The organism is Dehalococcoidales bacterium (assembly GCA_041652735.1).
GTDB lineage: Bacteria > Chloroflexota > Dehalococcoidia > Dehalococcoidales > RBG-16-60-22 > RBG-13-51-18.
In genome coordinates this window covers 14,490-32,393 of record JBAZGT010000015.1, presented here as the reverse complement: position 1 = coordinate 32,393, position 17,904 = coordinate 14,490, and the positions used below count along the sequence as shown (strand labels likewise).

Annotated in this window: 16 protein-coding genes, 3 tRNA genes and 1 pseudogene; 12 read left to right on the top strand and 8 right to left on the bottom strand. The window is 56.4% G+C overall.

The features are described from left to right. Positions 1 to 572 precede the first annotated feature (572 nt). The 3 genes and pseudogenes from rsmD (at position 573) to WC370_06700 (ending at position 1,882) form a co-directional block, all read left to right on the top strand. A pseudogene (rsmD, locus tag WC370_06710) lies at positions 573 to 1,130 on the top strand (16S rRNA (guanine(966)-N(2))-methyltransferase RsmD). Next, positions 1,127 to 1,612 carry a pantetheine-phosphate adenylyltransferase gene (gene coaD, locus WC370_06705; GenBank protein MFA5309159.1) on the top strand — a complete coding sequence of 162 codons (486 nt, stop codon included), beginning with the start codon at positions 1,127 to 1,129 and terminating at the stop codon, positions 1,610 to 1,612. The pseudogene rsmD and the gene coaD overlap by 4 nt, the downstream one beginning before the upstream one ends. 63 nt (positions 1,613 to 1,675) lie before the next feature. Then, positions 1,676 to 1,882, top strand: a complete 207-nt coding sequence (locus tag WC370_06700; GenBank protein MFA5309158.1) for a YfhL family 4Fe-4S dicluster ferredoxin — start codon at positions 1,676 to 1,678, stop codon at positions 1,880 to 1,882. A gap of 171 nt (positions 1,883 to 2,053) precedes the next feature. Here WC370_06700 and WC370_06695 read toward each other — a convergent pair whose 3' ends face one another. From WC370_06695 to leuS, 4 genes are all read right to left on the bottom strand, one after another. Further along, positions 2,054 to 2,533, bottom strand: a complete 480-nt coding sequence (locus tag WC370_06695; GenBank protein ID MFA5309157.1) for a CvpA family protein — start codon at positions 2,531 to 2,533, stop codon at positions 2,054 to 2,056. Between the two features lie 70 nt (positions 2,534 to 2,603). After that, the gene (locus WC370_06690) at positions 2,604 to 3,278 is read right to left on the bottom strand and encodes an HAD-IA family hydrolase (protein ID MFA5309156.1); all 675 of its coding nucleotides are present in this window, start codon (positions 3,276 to 3,278) and stop codon (positions 2,604 to 2,606) included. Positions 3,279 to 3,314: 36 nt separating this feature from the next. Beyond that, complete coding sequence (proC, locus tag WC370_06685; protein MFA5309155.1) at positions 3,315 to 4,118, bottom strand: pyrroline-5-carboxylate reductase; 804 nt, start codon at positions 4,116 to 4,118, stop codon at positions 3,315 to 3,317. Positions 4,119 to 4,424: 306 nt separating this feature from the next. Next, a complete protein-coding gene (leuS, locus tag WC370_06680; GenBank protein ID MFA5309154.1) occupies positions 4,425 to 6,866 on the bottom strand; it encodes a leucine--tRNA ligase in 2,442 nt (813 codons plus the stop codon). Positions 6,867 to 7,058: 192 nt separating this feature from the next. Here leuS and WC370_06675 point away from each other — a divergent pair. The 5 genes from WC370_06675 to WC370_06655 all read left to right on the top strand — a co-directional run bounded on the left by WC370_06675 (position 7,059) and on the right by WC370_06655 (position 9,559). Then, positions 7,059 to 7,146: transfer RNA gene (locus WC370_06675), tRNA-Leu, on the top strand. 430 nt (positions 7,147 to 7,576) lie between these two features. Then, complete coding sequence (locus WC370_06670; protein ID MFA5309153.1) at positions 7,577 to 8,527, top strand: AEC family transporter; 951 nt, start codon at positions 7,577 to 7,579, stop codon at positions 8,525 to 8,527. A gap of 120 nt (positions 8,528 to 8,647) precedes the next feature. Next, positions 8,648 to 8,863 carry a hypothetical protein gene (locus WC370_06665; protein MFA5309152.1) on the top strand — a complete coding sequence of 72 codons (216 nt, stop codon included), beginning with the start codon at positions 8,648 to 8,650 and terminating at the stop codon, positions 8,861 to 8,863. A 372-nt stretch (positions 8,864 to 9,235) separates the two neighbouring features. Beyond that, positions 9,236 to 9,309, top strand: a tRNA-Gln gene (locus tag WC370_06660). Positions 9,310 to 9,482: 173 nt separating this feature from the next. After that, positions 9,483 to 9,559: transfer RNA gene (locus WC370_06655), tRNA-Glu, on the top strand. A gap of 211 nt (positions 9,560 to 9,770) precedes the next feature. Here WC370_06655 and WC370_06650 read toward each other — a convergent pair. After that, positions 9,771 to 10,991 carry a helix-hairpin-helix domain-containing protein gene (locus WC370_06650; protein MFA5309151.1) on the bottom strand — a complete coding sequence of 407 codons (1,221 nt, stop codon included), beginning with the start codon at positions 10,989 to 10,991 and terminating at the stop codon, positions 9,771 to 9,773. A 321-nt stretch (positions 10,992 to 11,312) separates the two neighbouring features. Next, on the bottom strand, positions 11,313 to 11,483 hold the full coding sequence (locus WC370_06645) for a hypothetical protein (GenBank protein ID MFA5309150.1): 171 nt from the start codon (positions 11,481 to 11,483) through the stop codon (positions 11,313 to 11,315). A gap of 292 nt (positions 11,484 to 11,775) precedes the next feature. On the opposite strand from WC370_06645, the gene larB reads away from it, so the two are divergent. The 3 genes from larB to larC are packed head-to-tail and all read left to right on the top strand — an operon-like array spanning position 11,776 to position 14,679. After that, positions 11,776 to 12,573, top strand: a complete 798-nt coding sequence (larB, locus tag WC370_06640) for a nickel pincer cofactor biosynthesis protein LarB (protein ID MFA5309149.1) — start codon at positions 11,776 to 11,778, stop codon at positions 12,571 to 12,573. Next, the gene (larE, locus tag WC370_06635) at positions 12,560 to 13,405 is read left to right on the top strand and encodes an ATP-dependent sacrificial sulfur transferase LarE (protein MFA5309148.1); all 846 of its coding nucleotides are present in this window, start codon (positions 12,560 to 12,562) and stop codon (positions 13,403 to 13,405) included. The genes larB and larE overlap by 14 nt, the downstream gene beginning before the upstream one ends. Beyond that, positions 13,402 to 14,679 carry a nickel pincer cofactor biosynthesis protein LarC gene (gene larC, locus WC370_06630; GenBank protein ID MFA5309147.1) on the top strand — a complete coding sequence of 426 codons (1,278 nt, stop codon included), beginning with the start codon at positions 13,402 to 13,404 and terminating at the stop codon, positions 14,677 to 14,679. The genes larE and larC overlap by 4 nt, the downstream gene beginning before the upstream one ends. Before the next feature lies 1 nt (position 14,680). Here the strand turns inward: larC and glp are convergent, their stop codons facing one another. Then, on the bottom strand, positions 14,681 to 15,943 hold the full coding sequence (gene glp / locus WC370_06625) for a gephyrin-like molybdotransferase Glp (GenBank protein MFA5309146.1): 1,263 nt from the start codon (positions 15,941 to 15,943) through the stop codon (positions 14,681 to 14,683). A gap of 355 nt (positions 15,944 to 16,298) precedes the next feature. Here glp and WC370_06620 point away from each other — a divergent pair, with 355 nt between their 5' ends. Beyond that, positions 16,299 to 16,601 (top strand): hypothetical protein, encoded by a 303-nt coding sequence (locus WC370_06620; protein ID MFA5309145.1) that lies wholly within the window; start codon positions 16,299 to 16,301, stop codon positions 16,599 to 16,601. A 27-nt stretch (positions 16,602 to 16,628) separates the two neighbouring features. Here the strand turns inward: WC370_06620 and WC370_06615 are convergent, their stop codons facing one another. After that, positions 16,629 to 17,867, bottom strand: a complete 1,239-nt coding sequence (locus WC370_06615) for an SLC13 family permease (protein ID MFA5309144.1) — start codon at positions 17,865 to 17,867, stop codon at positions 16,629 to 16,631. Between the last annotated feature and the right edge of the window lie 37 nt (positions 17,868 to 17,904).

The window sequence follows — 17,904 nt, the reverse complement described above, 5'->3', positions numbered from 1 at the left end:
GTATTTGTTTTTTGTTTATGGTAAGTCAGCTTCAAAAACCGGGCATTTGTTTTTTTGTTTATGGTAATTGGGGTAAGGGATAGTTTAGAGTTAACAGTAAACAGTTGACAGTTGAAAGTATAGAGGGTTAAAGGGAGAAAAGGAAGGGGATGGTGACGCGGGGGAGGGGATATAAACCGACCTTTCCCCCTTTAGTTCCCCCTCTCCGCTAGCAGAGAGGGGGAGGGAGGAAGGGTAGTTTGTAATTTGTAGTTAGTAATTGGGGGAAAGGGTGTAGTGGATTCCAGCCCCGATTAACATACGGGGTATGCTACCTGCGCTGGCCCCTTCGACTAGCTCAGGGTGAGCGGGAAGAGGAAAACACCAAGGTACAAGGTACAAGATACAAACACCAAATCAAATCTTAAGAATCCAAAATCAAAGATACTGATAAAAGAAGGTGAGTAGTTTGTAGTTGGTAGTTAGGGGAGAGTTGAGGGATGGGGGATGGGGGGAACCAAGTTGACAAATAATTGAGTCCTTGGTTATGCTATACTTGGAATTCCGCGGGCTAAAAGGAAAAACCCTTCCAAAGTATGCGAGTAATCACGGGCACCGCTAAAGGACACCACCTGAAGTTTCCCGCCGGCACGCAGACCCGCCCGGTGACCGACATGATGCGCGGGGCAATCTTTGCCGTGCTGGAAAACCTGACAACAGACTGGGGACAGGTGCTGGACCTGTTCTCCGGCAGCGGGGCGCTGGGCATCGAGGCGCTGAGCCGAGGGGCCGGCTGGGCGGACTTTGTTGAAAGCGAACCCAGGTGCTGTGATATAATTAGGGAAAACCTGGAAAAGACCAAGCTGGCAAATCAGGCCCGGGTTTACTGCCGCAGCGCGTTCAAAGTATTTTCTTTTCTCAATAAGGAGTACAACATCATATTGATGGACCCACCCTACTCCAATACATCTACCGGTGACCTCATCACGGAAATAGCGTCATCCGGGCTCGCCGGCGCCAAGACTACGGTTGTAGTTTCGCATTCCTCGCGCCTGCCGCTAAACCAGACCTATGGCGCGCTTAACCTTATCAAAGAACGCCGTCATGGTGATAGCTGCATCTCATTTTTTCAGAAGGAGGCTAAATCATGATAACCGCACTATATCCCGGCAGCTTCGACCCGATAACCCACGGCCACCTGGACATCGCCACCAGGGCTTCAAGATTGTTCAACAAGACCGTCATGGGGATATTCGCCACCCCGGAGAAAAATCTTACCTTCACCCTGGATGAGAGGGTAGACCTGGCCAAAAAAGCCGTCGCCCACCTGCCGAACGTGGAGGTAAAACCCTACAGCAGCATTACGGTGGACTTCGCCAAGGAGATAAATGCGACCGTGCTGGTACGCGGTCTGAGGATGATAGGCGACTTCGAGTGGGAGTTCGAGATGGCGATGATGAACCAGATGCTCTCCCCCGGCCTGGAGACCGTCTGCTTCATGGCCAGCCAGGAATACCAGTTCCTTTCCGCCAGCCTGATAAAAGAAGTAGCCAACCTGGGGGGCGATATCCACAAGCTCGTGCCCGTCCACGTGGCCGAGGCTTTGAAAAACAAGGGTCTCGGCAAGAAGTAGTATTTACGGGATGCTTTCCCGTTAACCGGTTATTTTCAAGGAAATATTGAGGAGGAATATTTCATGGCTTACATGATTACCGACGAGTGCATCAGTTGCGGAGCCTGCGAACCGGAATGCCCGGTACAGGCCATCAGCGAGGGAGAAACTACTTATGTTATCGACCCCGCTAAATGCGTCGAGTGCAAGGGACATTTCGATTCACCCAAGTGCGCGGAAATCTGCCCGGTGGATGCCCCCAAACCCGACCCCGACCATCCCGCCAAATAGCAGAAAAAAGTCCGGTTTTCAGACACGATAGCGGGTCCCGGCGCCGGCAACCGGAACCGCCGTTCCCGCTATCCACCGGTTTCACACGAGCCTTATCCGGCATCAGATACGGGTGAGGGGGCGGGGCATTTTTCTTTTGAACAGGTCTTACGGAGTCTCCCCGCGGCCTTTTTACTTGAAGAAATCCCGGACGTTATCAAAGCTTGAAGGCAGCAGCCCCAGCACCAGCGGGAATTTGTCCACCAGGAACTGCGAGATAGCGGAGTCCGTGACCGCGCTGCTGCTCCCCCGGAAACTAATCCACATCGTCACGATAGCCCCGCAGAATATAGCGCCGAGGACCAGGCCGAAAACCGCGCCGCCCAGCCGGTCCACCCAGCCGAGCAGGACCACCGAGGCTATTTTCTTAATCACGAAAGCCAGTAAAAGCGCCAGCGCCATCACGATTATCAGAATGACGATAAAGGCTACTATCTTGGCGACGCTGCTATCCGAAAATCTGCTGCCCAGCGATGCCGCAAAGCGCCCGGCCAGCACCACGCCGATAATCCCGCCGGCCAGCGTAAAGAGCACCTTGATAATGCCCGCCCGAAGGCCCATGAAAACGGAAATCACGAATATAACCAGAAGCACATAATCCAGCCAGTTCATACGAGCCTCCCTACCCTATTTTCCGTAATTGTACTATGGGTGACACGGAGCGTCAATATTACTTAAGGGGCTAAAGAATTTCCGCCAGGATACGGACAACATCACCGGGCGCGGCGGCGGTAAAGTCCGGCGGCGGGCAAGCATCATCCTCCGCGTCCGGCGCGATGCCCCAGAGGGCGCGGCAACTCCGGCATCCCGCCGACTTGGCTGCCATTATGTCAACCGGGCTGTCCCCAACAACTAAAGCATCCGGCGGGGCGGCGTGAAGATTACGCAAGGCCAGATTAATGCCCAGGGGGTGGGGTTTCTGGTCGGTGACATCTTCAAAACCTATGATTGTGTCAAACAGGCGGGCGATGCCTACCTCTTCCAGCTCATCCAGACAGCCGACGCACCGCCCTTCAAAGTCGAAATGGCGGCCTTTATTGGTGACGATACCCAGGCGGCAGCCCGCGGACTTAAGGTTATCCAGCATTTCACGGACGCCGGGGTAGAGGCTAACGTGTCCGGGCCCGGCCAGCCAATAGGCGCGCCGGTAGCTGATAAAAAGGTCGGCCTCCAGCCCCCGGGACTGTCTCAATTCTTCCAGGGACCGGTTGAACGGCGCGCCCCGCAACCCGCGCAGGAAGGCGTCCGCGGTCAAACCGGTGACACCCGCCTTTGTGAAAACCGCGGCCAGCGACCGCACGCGGGCACCATAGGAATCCAGGAGGGTATCATCCAGGTCAAATATTACGGTGTTCACGCGATTTATTTAACGGCGGGGGGCGGGGAAAAGCGACTAGCCCCGGCCAAGCTCCTTAGCCCGGGCGCAGGCGGCGCTTACCGCCCGGCCGACGATGGCGGCGAGATGGCTTTCTTCAAAGACCTGGAGAGCGCGCTCCGTGGTGCCGCCTTTAGAGGTAACGTCTTTACGCAGCTCGGCGGGGGCTTTATCCGACTTTACCATCAGGCTGGCAGCGCCAAGTATAGTTTGCAGGACCAGCGACCGCGCGTCTTCACGGCTCAAGCCCAGGTCAACCGCGGCATCAATAAGCGACTCCGCGAAAAGATAGAGATAGGCCGGGCCGCTGCCGCTGACGGCGGTGACCATGTCCAGGTATTTTTCATCATCAAAATAGATTTCCGTACCCATAGCCGAAAGGAGCAGGCGCGCCGCATCTTTTTGCGCCGCGGTGACTTCCGGGGCGGCCGTCCAGCCGCTGATACCCAGCCCTATCTGGGCGGGGGTGTTGGGCATAGCGCGCACCACGCGGCGGTGGGCCAGACCCCGGGTGATAACATCCAGGCTGATGCCGGCGGCGATGGAAACCACCAACTGCTCCGGCGACAAAGCGCCTTTGAGGTGGGTGAAGACATCATTTATCTGCTGAGGCTTGACCGCCAGGACGATAATTTCTTTATCCCGTATCGCCTCTTTATTATCGGCGGTGACGAAGACGCCGTAACGTTCTGATAAAAATTCCCGGCGGGGGGCGCTAACGTCACTAACGGCGACGGCGGCGGGGAGGCAAAGCTTTTTTTCCAGCATGGCGCGGAGGATAGCCTCGCCCATGTTGCCGCCGCCGATGAACGCTATTTTCATGTTAGTTCAGTCCTTATATTAATACTTTAGTTCCACCCTCACTTGGCCTCTCCCATCGAGGGAGAGGAAGGGACGAGGCTGCCGCTTACCCTTCGACAGGTCCCGATTCCTGCGTCATGTCCCGATTCCCTATGGTCATACGGGACACCGGATGAGGTACGAATCGGTGCGGGATGGCGACAAGGTCGCTCACTCAGGGTGAGCGGGTGCGTGGTTCTTACCAGGGTGGTCATTATTACCCATTTTAATAATCAGGTCTTGTTTCACCCTCACCCCGTATCAAGTACGGGGATGCCGAGAGAGTCCTTATTTTACGACGATATTGACCAGTTTGCCCGGGACGTAGATGGCTTTGACCACCTCTTTCCCTTTCAGGAAGGGTTTGACTTTCTCCATGCCTTTAGCCAGCTCTATGGCTTCTGTTTCCGTAACAGAGACCAGCGTCTTGAGCCGCTCGCGGACTTTGCCGTTCACCTGCACCACCAGGGTGAAATCATCAGTGGCGACCAGGGCTTCTTCCCATTTAGGCCAGCTGTAGTTGTGAATGCTGTACTTGCTGCCATTTACCTGCCAGAGCTCCTCGGCCAGGTGGGGGGCTGTCGGCGCCAGGAGCAGCAGCAGGGACCTCAGGGCGAAGCTCCAGGCTTCCCTGGTAACGTTGGCGGCCTCTTTGACCTTGCCCAGGTAATTAGTGAACTCCATCAGTGCCGCCACCATAGTGTTCAGGCGTATCTTCTCGATATCCTCGGTCACTTTTTTAATGGTCTGGTGGGCCATGCGCAGGAGGTCGGCGTCACCCTGGCGGCTGTTGCCGAAAGGCAGATAGGGATCCGCGGCCAGGTTCCAAACCCGGTTCAGCCAGCGGCTGACGCCGCTGATACCGCTATCGTCCCACTCACCGCCCTGCTCCCAGGGAGCGATGAACATCATGTAGGCGCGCACCGTGTCCACCCCCAGCGCCGCCACGTAATCATCCGGGTTGACCACGTTGCCGCGGGACTTGCTCATGCGCTGGTGGTCGTGGATGATAATGCCCTGGTTAAACAGCTTTAAAAACGGCTCGCCGAAATCAATAATACCCATGTCCCGGATGGCCTTGGTGAAGAAGCGAGTGTAAAGCAGGTGCATCACGGCGTGCTCAGCGCCGCCGGTATAGAAGTCCACCGGCAGCCAGTACTTGACCTTATCCCGGTCAAAAGCGGCGCCCTGCTCACCCGGGCTGGTGTAACGCAGCATGTACCAGCAGGAACAGAGAAAGCCGTCGATAGTGTCCGTCTCGCGGGTGGCGGCGGACTTGCAGCGGGGACAGGTGGTATTCACGAAGCTTTCGTTGTACTTCAGCGGCGATTCGCCGGTGGGACGGAATTCAGCGTCCTCCGGCAGCAGCACCGGCAGGTCTTTTTCCGGCACGGGGACGATGCCGCATTTCTTGCAGTGAATCATGGGAATGGGCGCGCCCCAATAGCGCTGCCGCGATATTAGCCAGTCGCGCAGCTTGTAGCTGGTGGTACGCTGGCCCCACTCCTTTTCCTCCAGGAAAGAGGAGACCGCCTCCATGCCCTGCCCGCTGGGCAGACCGTTGAATTTGCCGGAGTTCACCATGATACCCGGCTCAGTATAGGCGGCCTCAAGGGCGGCGCCATCCCAGTCCGGCGGGGCGATAACGACATTGACGGGGATATCATATTTTTTAGCGAAAGCGAAGTCGCGCTCATCATGGGCGGGAACGGCCATCACCGCGCCGGTGCCGTAGCTGGCCAGAACATAGTCCGCAATCCAGATGGGCACCTTGGCGCCGTTAAGGCGGTTGACGCAATAGGCCCCGGTGAAAACGCCGTCCTTCTCTTTTTCCGTGGACTGGCGCTCGATTTCCGTCTGGCGACGGGCTTTTTTAATGTATTCCTCCACCTCCGCTTTTTTGGCCGGGGCAGTCAACTTTTCCACCAGGTGGTGTTCCGGCGCCAGCACCATGAAGGTAACGCCGAAGGCGGTATCCGGGCGGGTGGTGAAGACACGTATCTCCTTTTCCTTAACGCCCGGGTGGTCCAGGCCGAAGGAAATCTCCGTGCCCTGGCTTTTACCAATCCAGTTGCGCTGCATGATTTTAATGCGCTCCGGCCAGTCGATACCATCGAACTCCAACAGCTCATCGGCGTAGGAAGTGATGCGCAAAAGCCACTGCTCAAGGTCGCGCTTGATGACCTCGGCATCGCAGCGCCAGCACTTGCCGTCCACCACCTGCTCGTTGGCGAGCACCACCTGGCACTGGGGGCACCAGTTCACCGGCGCGGCGGCGCGGTAGGCCAGCCCTTTTTCAAACAGCTTGATAAAGAACCACTGGGTCCACTTATAGTATTCCGGCTGGCAGGTAATCACCTCCCGTGACCAGTCATAGATAGCGCCGATGCTCTTGAGCTGGCGGCGCATATTATCGATATTCTGCATCGTCCATTTGTAAGGGTGGATGCCCCGCCGGATAGCGGCGTTTTCCGCCGGCAGGCCGAAGGCGTCAAAGCCCATGGGGTGGAGCACATTGAAGCCCCGCATACGCCGGTAGCGCGCCAGCACATCCGAAGGCGCCATGGCGTACCAGTGGCCGATGTGGAGGTCACCGGAAGTATAAGGAAACATGGTAAGGGCATACCACTTGGGGCGCTGGTCATTGTCCTTGACCTCATAAAGACGGTCATCAGCCCATTTCTGCTGCCACTTCTTTTCAATTTCCTGCGGGTTATACTTCTCTGCCATGCACTTTCTCCGTTCAATGAATCATTACCGGATAATCCGGGAATCCGGGGAAATAAAAATGCCTACACGTCATTTTAGCAATAATGGCTATTTATGTAAATGGGAGGGGGGAAGCGCTAAATCCCAAGCTCTAAATCAAGGGGAGCGGACGCTTGCGCTGGGGGCGGTTTTAACCTAGAATAAAATAGCTGCGCCGAAGTGGCGGAATGGCAGACGCGGCGGTCTCAAAAACCGTTGGGGGGTAACTCTCGTGCCGGTTCGAGTCCGGCCTTCGGCACCAGTCCCCGTATTTTCTAATTTGGTAAGGGCATGCGCCCGGAGACAGTTTTCCATCCGTTTGTTTATGTAAACTGTATATGGATTCCAGCCCCCGATGGTCATACGGGGCACGGCTGCGCCGGACCCTTCGACAGGCTCAGGGTGAGCGGGAGGACAGGCAGGGAGCAGTTTAAGGAGAACTAACCCCTTTCCCTCTTATCCCCACCTGCGCTAAAGCTCCGGCGGACAAGCCTCTCCCCACCGGCAGGGAGAGGGACGATAGATGGCAGTCCACGAGTGGACCGGAACTAAAGCCCGCGCTGAGATGAAATCAAGCAATAACAAAGGTTGAGATTGCCGCGCCTGCGTGCCGCAGCGCACTTCGGCGTGCAGGCACGTCGCTTCGCCTCTTGCAATGACATGCCGCTGAAAATGGATGGTATAATACAGCAGTGCATATATTCGTCGTGGTACTGCAGTCGGTGCTGGTGCTGCTGGGCATCGGGTTAATCGGGTTCTGGATATCGCGCCGGGGCATCGTGCCGGAAAACGTCTTAAGCTTCCTGTCCCGCCTGGCCATAGACATAGCCCTGCCCTGCCTGGTGTTTTCCAGCATCATATCCACCTTCACGCCGGATACGCTGCCGGACTGGTGGCAACTGCCGCTGTGGTGGGCGGGATTCGCGGCGATATCGCTGGCGCTTTCCCTGGTAACGATGTTCTTTTCCGCCAAAGAGACCCGCGGCGAGTTCGCCATGAGCCTGTTTTACCAGAACGGGCTGTTTTTCCCGCTAATCATCATCAGCGGGGTGTTCGGGAACAGCTCCGAATACCTGCCGCAGCTATATATCTTCATCATGCTGCACCCGGTGATGTTTTTCAGCACCTATCACCTGTTTTTCCGGAGCAAAATGCGGGAGAACAAGATAGCCTGGAACCGGGTTTTCAATCCCATCCTGATAGCCACGGCGCTGGCGGTAATCGTACAGCTATTCCGTACCGGCAATTATCTGCCGGACTTCGCGCGGGACATCCTGAGCATCCTGGGCGGGATGGCCATGCCGCTCATAATGATTATCCTGGGAGGGAGCCTATACCTGGACTTCAAACAGCGGGGCAAGTTCTACCTGAAAGAGATAATAAAGTTCCTAGCCATCAAGAACATCGTTTTTCCGCTGGCCTTCCTGGGACTGCTGGTAATCATCAAGCCGGTTTACGGCATCGCGCTTATCCTGTTCCTGCAAAGCGCCGTGCCGCCGGTGACCACCGTCCCCATCCTGGCGGAGCGCGGCCAGGGCAACAAGACGATAGCCAACCAGTTCGTCTTTTCCAGCTTCATCTTTTCCATCGCGTCCATTCCGGCGCTTTTCTGGCTGTTCAACCGCTACTTCCCCATGCCGTGAAACACCAGGCCGCAGCATACGGCGCCGACTGTTGCCAGGCAGGAATAAGTGGTACAATTTGAAGCAATAACCGCGGAAAAGGGACGGCGTCCGGCGAGGGACGGAAAGGAATAATCACCGATGTTCAGTATGAAATGCCCCAAATGCGGGGCGGAAAGCAAGTTTTCTTTCGTGGGAGACAGTTACGAAGGGCCGCGCCGGTGCTGGGGCTGTCACGAATTGTTTAAAATGAAGATACAGGATAATGTGCTGATATACTGCGAACCGCTGAGCCAGGAAGAATTCGACCAGATGCAGGCGGCCAACGCGCTAAAATCCAAGTTCAGGAAAGACTGATTTCAGCCGGCCGCCGCCGGCCTATTTCTTACCCTTCGCCTCCAGTTTCCTGCGTTTGTCTGCTGCTTCCTGTTTGGCTTTAAGCTCGATAAGACGAAAGACCGTTTTAGCTTTTCCCGTGAGTACGAAGTTCTGCATTTTACTCCATTTCTTTCAGCTGCCCCACCCGGGGAATCGCCGTTGGCTTGACTTAACTTATCCTCACTAATCCTACCGCCCTGATATAAAAAGCAGCATAAAGAGCATTAAGGGCTGATAAACATTACGTAAATAAAGCATAAAGAAACATAGGGGAAATATAATGGGGGGATATGGGGGGCAGGTTTGATAATTGCCAGCGGTACAGCTAAATGCTATAATTCTGAAGGTCTTTGGCGAGTTGTGTAGTGGTAGCACAGAGGACTTTGGATCCTTTAGCCCAGGTTCGAATCCTGGCTCGCCAGCCAGTCCCCTATTCCTACAATGACTGCTTCAACGGCATCAAGCCGCCGCGACCCCGGAAAGTACGGCGGCAACTTGACTCTCTCTACGGAAAAAAGCAATAATAATAGGCGGCGCCTGCTCCAAAGGAGCGTTTAAAGACAAACCGGTTCAGGGGCGGGCGGCGGTGAGACCACAGGGCGCATTCGTCTAGCGGCCTAGGACGCGTCCCTCTCAAGGACGAGATCACGGGTTCGAATCCCGTATGCGCTACCAATTCTGGTAATAGTATTACCACACATTAGGTATCTCGCATAGATTCGGAAATATCATTACCCTTTAGTTGGTTTTTTCTCCATTCTCATGTTCAAATGAGACTTCAAATATATAGGCTTTGAAGGTAAATAGTCAATGTAATCCACCAAAGAGCACGATACCTGGAATTCCCCGATATTACAAGCCAGACCGGCCGGGTGGAGTCTTTTCATTAACCTTCCCTTGGCCTTCCTAAAAGTATACCCAGAGTTGAGTTAGATATCTGAGCTTTGGGTAAAGGCGATGGCGCCTGACTTTCTTTATCAACCTGGGATATAAACGATAGCTGTTTCTCATAGTCAAGTATGCCTTTGAACCAGATAAACGGAAGCGCCCGGTTGGTGGCAACCCCCATTTTTTTGAGTTGTTGTATTGAAGAGATGCTGCTTCCGAGGCGAGTTTCGACGATTCTTTTGGCTGATGCCGGGCCAATACCTGGTACGCGGATAAGTTCCTCATAAGCGGCTTTATTCAGGTCAAAAGGAAAAAGCCAAGGTTGTTTCCGTGCAATAGTCAGTTTGGGGTCTTTACCGAGAGAAAGACTACCGTTACTATCCAGAGCCAGCCCCACCTCGTCTGGGGAGAAACCATAAATACGGAGCAGCCAGTCCATCTGGTATAGCCGATGTTCCCGTAATGGCGACGCGGGTTTAACCCCCTCCAGCAGCGAGTTACTTACAGGGCGGAAAGCACTAAAATAAATCCTCCTTAAACCATTCTTTTTATAAAGCTCCCAGGTAGCGTGTAAAATATCTAAGTCTGTTTCACCGGCTGCCCCCACGACAAACTGGGTCGTCTGCCCCGAAGGTACCAGTGTCTCATTTTTGGAAATAATCTCTTTGACCCAGCTCATACGTTCCAGAATGCCATGCTGCAAGTCTTTCTTGTGGCTTAATCTGGCAAGATGGCGGACAGTCGGTGCTTCTATATTAATGGAAACACGGCTGGCTAACCTGCAAGCGGCTTCGACGCAGTCAAAACGGGCCCCGGGTAAAATCTTGAGATGAATGTATCCCCGAAATCCGTAACGGTGACGCAGGATTTCCACGACCTTTATCATGGCTTCCATAGTGCGGGAAGCGTCAGTGCCGATACCGGAGCTAAGAAATAACCCCTGTACCAGATTTTTGCCCTGCATCTCCATAAACAGCCTGGACAGCTCTTCGGATTGGAAAGAGCAACGGGGAATGTCGCGACCGATCTGATTTACGCAGTAAGCGCAATCGTTGACACAGAAATTTGTCAGGAGCACCTTGAGCAGCGGTATACAGCCGCCGCCGGGCAGCGCAGCATGATAGATCAAACCAAGAGGAGACTTTGCAGCGGAAGTATCGCGGCCGCAACCACAAATATCAAACCGCGCCGCCGCCACCAGAGTATTCAATCTGTCCACAGCCGTCCTCCTATAAGAATGGCAGAACTAATGTTCTACTTATTTTAGCAATCAGGAGGGCGGTTGTCAACCCGGGACTTCCTGGACCCCAAACGAGTATTATTTTTTATATCATTGAGGCAAAGGCAGTAACCGCTGCAAGCTTGGGATAAGTTCCTTCTTTTCGAAGAAAAGTTCGGAATGCTTCCACTGCGGGCTACCAAAATAAAAATAACCCCCTGTTTTGAGGCTGAATCAGCCGGACAGGGGGTTTCTTTTCAGGGTTTTGCTAACGGATTGTTAACCGTTCATTTACGGTAATGTGTGACGTGATAACGGGGATCAGGAGACAGCTTCCAGGTCTTTTTCTTCCGCACGGGTCTGCCCCTTACCCTCTATCGCGATGTTCCAGATAGCGGCCTTACCGGCTCCCGGCGCCTTAGCTACCACGACGCCTATCTTGCCGACATGCTCGCCACCGATTATTTTTACCCTGGACCCTTGTTTTATCATTCCTCTCCTTTCATTAAAATGATATAGGTAGTACTAAACCTTGTACCATAAATATTATGCCTCACTCTCAAGGCTTCGTCAATCTTTCCGGACACAGCGGACATTCCGCGCGGGGGCCGGCATATCCGGCTTTTTCCCGGGCCGTTTCCACCCGGGCGAATAATCCGCCGTATGCTGAATCCGGTAATGAAACATGCTTGTTTATGAACAGATATTCAGATAGAATAACTTTAAAGGCCCCGATTAACGGAAAACTCCCAAATTCCGCGCATATGCTTTAAGGTCCAAAAAAATGAACGAGAACAAAAATCAAAAAGAAACGCCGGCCATCCGCGAATGGCTGGTACGCACGCTGGACAAGGTCAAAGCCGGTGAAATATCCACCGAGGAAGCCTTACGCGAGCTGAGTGTTTTACCCTACGAGGAGATGGGTTACGCCAAAATAGACCATCACCGCCACATGCGCACGGGATTCCCGGAAGTAGTCATGGGGCGGGGCAAGACGGCGGAACAGATAACCGCCATCACCGAGCGGCTGGCGGCGCATTCGGACAAGGTGCTGGTAACGCACGCCACCACGGCGGCTTATGAATCGGTAAAGCAAAAAATACCGGAGGCCGTCTATAACCCGGCGGCACGGACCATAGTGCTCAACCGCCGCAACGCGCCCGGGAAACCGGGAGTGACCGTGGTTACCGGCGGCACCTCCGATATCCCGGTGGCCGAGGAGGCGGCGGTCACGGCGGAACTGATGGGCAACGAGGTGGAAAGAATTTACGACGTGGGCGTGGCCGGCCTGCACCGGCTGCTGGACAAGCTGCCCGGAATAACGCGGGCCAAAGTGCTGGTGGTAGCGGCGGGGATGGAAGGGGCGCTGCCCAGCGTCATAGGGGGACTGGTAGCCGTGCCGGTCATCGCCGTGCCTACCAGCGTCGGCTACGGGGCCAGCTTCAACGGCCTGGCCGCCTTGCTGGCAATGCTCAACAGCTGCGCCCCCGGCGTGGCCGTGGTCAATATAGACAACGGCTTCGGCGCCGGCTACCTGGCCGGGCTGATAAATCTTAAAGAGAACGGCGATGCCCAAGGCTGAAACCGCCACGGATACAAAACTCGAGCGCCTGAAAAAGAGCCTGCGCGAAATGGGGTCGGCGCTCACCGCCTACTCGGGCGGCGTGGACAGCACCTTCCTGGCGGTCACGGCGCACGAGGTGCTGGGGGCAAAATCGCTGGCGGTCTTCGTAGACTCCCCGGTAATCACCACCGAGGAAAAAGAGGAAGCGGCGGCGCTGGCACGGAATTCGGGCCTGCGCTTCAAGATTATCCAGGGTAAAGAGATGGAAAACCCGGACTTCACCGCCAACCCGCCGGAACGCTGCTATTACTGTAAAAAGGAAATATTCAAGGCACTGAAAAACACCGCCGCGGGGGAGGGACTCGACTATGTCATCGACGGGACCAACGCCGACGACACCACCGATTACCGACCGGGAAGGAAGGCGCTGGCGGAGGCCGGGGTACGCAGCCCGCTGCTGGAAGCCGGGCTAACCAAGGCAGAGATACGCCAGCTTTCCCGCGACCGGGGACTGCCCACCTGGGATAAACCGGCCGCGCCCTGCCTGGCCACCCGCATCCCCTACGGCACCCCCGTCACCACGGAAACCATCGGCAGAATAGCCCGGGGAGAAAAATATCTGCGCGGCCTGGGACTGGGCGAACTGCGCCTCCGCCACCACGGCGATACCGCCCGGATAGAGGTGACGCCACCGGACATGGCCCGGCTCCTCCGGGAGGACACCCGGCGGGAAATAGTCACCCGCATCAAGGGGCTGGGCTATAAATACGTCACCCTGGACCTGGCGGGCTACCGCACGGGCAGCATGAACGAGGTCTTGAAGACGGACGGAAATAAAGGGGAAAAATGAGCAGAGCAGCATATTTCGATTGTTTTTCCGGGTGCAGCGGCGATATGCTTATCGGGTCGCTGCTGGACGCGGGACTGGACTTCGAGGCACTGAAAAAGGGGCTGGCCGGCCTGAACTTACCGGGTTTCCGGCTGACCGCGGAAAAAGTCATGCGGTCTTCCATCACCGCCACCAAGTTCGACGTAATTATCGAGGAAGAACACGGGCATGAGCACGAACACGGACATGAACACGGGCACGGGCATGAGCACAGTCACGAAACCGGGCACGCGCCGTCAGCCTCTCACCGCGGCCTGAGTGAAATCCTGCGCATCATCGACAACAGCGATATTTCCGAAAACGTAAAAAAGAAAAGCGGCGAGATTTTCCGCAAGCTCGGCACGGTGGAAGCCGGCATTCACAACATCCCCCTGGAAGAGGTACATTTCCATGAGCTCGGCGCCATAGATACCATCGTCGATATCGTCGGCACCTTATTAGCCCTGGAAGCCCTGGGGATAGACCGGGTCTATGCTTCACCCCTGGCGACCGGCAGCGGCACGGTCAAGACCGCGCATGGTATTTTGCCGGTCCCGGCACCAGCCACGCTGCAAATACTCGCCGACGCCAAAGCGCCCCTGGCCGATGCGCCTGCCTCCGATACATCACCCGGAGAGCTGCTGACGCCCACGGGGGCGGTACTAATCACATCACTGGCCGCGGCCTACCGCCGGCCGAGCATGAAACCGGAGAAGATAGGCTACGGCGCCGGCAACAAGCAGTTTGCCGGCTGGCCCAACGTGGTGCGGGTGTGGCTGGGGGAAGAGACGGAAAACGCCGGGGACGGCCAGGAAATGGTGCAGCTGGAGACCAATATCGACGATATGAACCCGCAAATATACGGGTACCTGATGGAGGTGCTCTTTGAAGCCAAAGCGGCCGATGTCTGGTTCATGCCGATACAGATGAAGAAAAACCGGCCGGCGACCATGCTTTGCGTCCTTTGCGCCGCGGCAATAGAAGACGACATCACCGGAATAATCATGCGCGAGACCACCACGCTGGGCGTACGCAGCCGGCGCATCGGGCGGCACACCGCCCAGAGAACGATAGCGGAGATAGACACCAGCTTAGGCCGCGCGGCGGTAAAGGTAAAGCGCTTCAAGGACTGGCTGGCGGTCACGCCGGAGTACGAAGACTGCCGCCGCATCGCCGGGGAGAGGCACCTGCCGCTCCAGCAGGTTATCAAGACGGTAGAAAGCGAAGCGCGGCGCCAGCTTGCCGAACTGCCTTAATTCAGTCCCGGGACCAGTCCAGCGGCCATACCTCGATGCTGTCACCGGGATGCACCTCAGCGCCGGCGGGAACAATCGTCAGAGAGTTGGCGGCGGCCATCTGGGCCAACATGCCGGCCTTATCCGGGCCGTTCAGCAGCACGCGATATTCACCATCCACACGGGCCAGGCGCGACCATTTTACGAAGTCTAGCGGCTTGACGCCGGCAGCATCACCGGCTACGGCGGCCACGGCGGGGTGGACTAAAGCGGTAAAGCCCATCATTTTCAGCAGGGCGGGGCGGACCAGCGTTTCAAAGTTGTTCAGGCAGCCGGCGGGGGGGCCGGAAAGACCGAATACCGGCAGCGGCGTGCTTTGGCCGCCGCCCGGGGGGCGGTCGATAAGGCCAAAGGTAAAAGACCGGCCGGGGCCCATATTGAGTCGGGAAAAAACGACGTTACCCAGTTTAGCTATCACCAGCCGCACGAGGTCGTAGTCGCCCATAGAGACGCCGCCGGAGGTGATAACGGCGTCCGCGGTCACGGCCCGCCGGATTTTAGCCAGCAGCGACGCCTCGTTATCGCGGGCGATGCCCAGCACCAGCGGCAGGCCGCCGTAGTGGGTAACCAGGGCAGAGATAGCGGCGGCATTGCTGTTATAGGTCTTGCCCGGGGATATCGCCTTTTGCAGGCTTATCAGCTCATCGCCGGTGGCGATAATGGCAACGCGGGGCCGGCGGACGACCCTGACTCTAGCTTTACCGATAGCGGCCAGGGCGGAAATTTGGGCGGGGCCGATGCTTTTGCCTTGGGGCAACACCAGAGCGCCCCGTTTTACCATGCTGCCGGCGGGGCTGATATTGGCGCCCGATTCAGCCGAAACGAAAATTTTTACCTGTGAAGGACTGCCGGCATTGGGGCCGTTTTTATCGCCGGGCTCGTCCGTGTCTTCAAAGCGCACCACGCCGTCCGCCCCCGGCGGCAAGACGGAGCCGGTCATAATGCGCATGGCCGTCCCCGGCTTAACGTGCTGCTTCGGGCGCACGCCGGCCCGGGCCGTACCGATGATACGCAAAGTAACCGGGCTTTCCTGCCCGGCACCGGCGATATCTTCCGTCCTGACAGCGTAGCCGTCCAGGCGGGCGGCGGGGAGCATCGGCAGATTGTATTCAGAGCGGATATTCTCCGCGCTTACCCGGCCGGCGCACCGTAAAAGCGCTTTTTCCTCTACATCCAGCACACCAATATGACTCAATACAGCTTCCAGGGCTTCCGTGAGATTCAACAACTAATGGTTACCAGCTTTCAACCGATTCCCGGTTTTAAACACAACAGCCCGCGTACGGCTTTTACCGCCGAACGCACATAATGGGGAACCCGGGTATACCCACACCGGAGAGACTTTTTTATTTTATTATGGAAGCTATATTGCCGTCAATACACCGTCGGCTGCGAACGCGGCAGGCATCGACTAAAAGGCTATTGACACCACCCGCGTATTGTATATAAAATCATTATTGCGCCTGCCACCACGCGGCAGTATCCGGGCACTTGCAAATAGCACAAATGGTGCTAAAATACTACTTAAGTACACTCCGCTGACTTCCAGCGCGGAAATACCGGCTCAGGAGGTGACAATTATGGCCAGGATGACAGTTCAGGTTAAGGCAGCGATACTCGGAGATGTGCCGGTAGAAAAACGTTTCTGGTGCCACGACGGCAGATACCTGAAAAACCTCGAAGAGCTCCAAGAAGCCCTCAAGCAGATGACGGACGACGTTTTCCAGTACCACGCCAACGCGGAGAAGACCGACTTCTCCAACTGGGTAAACGACGTCATCGGCGACGAAAAGCTTTCCCGCGACCTGCTGAAATGCACCTGCCGGACCGAGGCCACCAGCGCCGTCGCCGCCAGGGTAAAATACCTGAAGCGTATAAAATAGCCCGAGATAAACGGGCCGGCCGCACGGCTAAAACAACTTCAGGAACAGCCAGTAAACCGCCGCGTTCAGCAGGGTCAGGGGCGCCCCTATTTTCACGAACTCCAGGAAACCGATGGTAGCGCCGCCCTTCTTTTCCGCGTTCTGGATGATAATCACGTTGCTGGCCGCTCCCAGTATGGTGAGGTTGCCGGCGATAGTGCTGCCCGCCGCCAGGGCCATCATGCCGGACGTGGTCGCTCCCGCCTGCGTCAGCACCGGCAGGTATAAAGCCACCAGCGGCACGTTGGAGAGAAACTGGCTGAGGACGATGCTCACTCCCATTATCATGCCGGTGGAGGCAAGGTCCACGTTGGCGGCGGCGATAGCCCGCTGGAAATAGCCGGAGTCCCAGACGCTCTGCATCAGCACGAACATGGCGGCGAAAAAAACCAGGGTCGACCAGTCAATGCGCAACAGCAGGCGGGGCTTTCGGGGGAGATAAAAGATAACCGGCAGCGCCGCCACCAAAGCGATATAGGTCAGCCGGAAGTCAATATCCCACCCCACCAGCACCACGACAATCCTGGCGACAATCAGCATGACCAGCAATACCAGGGAAACCCTGGCTACATTCGCCAGCCGGGGGTCTTTAATCGCCGCGGCGGAGCGCTCCGGGAGAATGCCGTTAAACTCTTTACGGTAGTAAAGCCGCAGCAGCAGGTAGGCGATAAAGAGATTCACCAGGGTGGGCGCCAGCAGATATTCCAGGAAAGTCACGAAGGGGTTGGGCACGCCGCCGTGGAGGGCGATGAGCAGGTTCTGCGGGTTGCCGATGGGGCTCATGACGCTGCCGATGGTCACGGCGAAAGCCAGGGAAAGCAGCAGGACTTTGGGCCGTATATTGCTCCTGGCCGCCAGCGAAAGCACCACCGGCGTGCCGATAACCGCCAGGGTGTCGTTCAGCAGCAGCGCCGAGAGCAGTCCCATGGCCAGCAGAATAAAAAGCACCAGCGTTTTCAGGGAATGCGCCCGCCGGAACAGCCGGTCCGCCAGGTGGCCCAGGTAGCCGCTTTCCTCCAGCGCCTGCCCGATGATGAAAACGCCGAAGAGAAAGAGCATAACATCGACGTTGACGGCCTTTAAAGCGTCGAGCGGGGCTATCTGCCGGGCAGCCAGCACCACCACCGCGCCGGCCAGCATGATCTGCCAGATACGCAGCTTAAAGCGGCCGACCTGCCGCACCGCGATGAGCACGAAGACAACGCCGAGAGTAATGAGGGCTATCATCTAAGACGAAATTCCAACGGAACAACGCCTTTCAACG

Bases quoted from the DNA above. Each gene is read 5' to 3' on its own strand.
- coaD (MFA5309159.1), top strand. From the start codon at position 1,127: ATGATAACCGCACTATATCCCGGCAGCTTCGACCCGATAACCCACGGC.
- WC370_06700 (MFA5309158.1), top strand. From the start codon at position 1,676: ATGGCTTACATGATTACCGACGAGTGCATCAGTTGCGGAGCCTGCGAA.
- WC370_06695 (MFA5309157.1), bottom strand. From the start codon at position 2,533: ATGAACTGGCTGGATTATGTGCTTCTGGTTATATTCGTGATTTCCGTT.
- proC (MFA5309155.1), bottom strand. From the start codon at position 4,118: ATGAAAATAGCGTTCATCGGCGGCGGCAACATGGGCGAGGCTATCCTC.
- leuS (MFA5309154.1), bottom strand. From the start codon at position 6,866: ATGGCAGAGAAGTATAACCCGCAGGAAATTGAAAAGAAGTGGCAGCAG.
- WC370_06665 (MFA5309152.1), top strand. From the start codon at position 8,648: ATGTTCAGTATGAAATGCCCCAAATGCGGGGCGGAAAGCAAGTTTTCT.
- WC370_06645 (MFA5309150.1), bottom strand. From the start codon at position 11,483: ATGATAAAACAAGGGTCCAGGGTAAAAATAATCGGTGGCGAGCATGTC.
- larB (MFA5309149.1), top strand. From the start codon at position 11,776: ATGAACGAGAACAAAAATCAAAAAGAAACGCCGGCCATCCGCGAATGG.
- larE (MFA5309148.1), top strand. From the start codon at position 12,560: ATGCCCAAGGCTGAAACCGCCACGGATACAAAACTCGAGCGCCTGAAA.
- larC (MFA5309147.1), top strand. From the start codon at position 13,402: ATGAGCAGAGCAGCATATTTCGATTGTTTTTCCGGGTGCAGCGGCGAT.
- WC370_06620 (MFA5309145.1), top strand. From the start codon at position 16,299: ATGGCCAGGATGACAGTTCAGGTTAAGGCAGCGATACTCGGAGATGTG.
- WC370_06615 (MFA5309144.1), bottom strand. From the start codon at position 17,867: ATGATAGCCCTCATTACTCTCGGCGTTGTCTTCGTGCTCATCGCGGTG.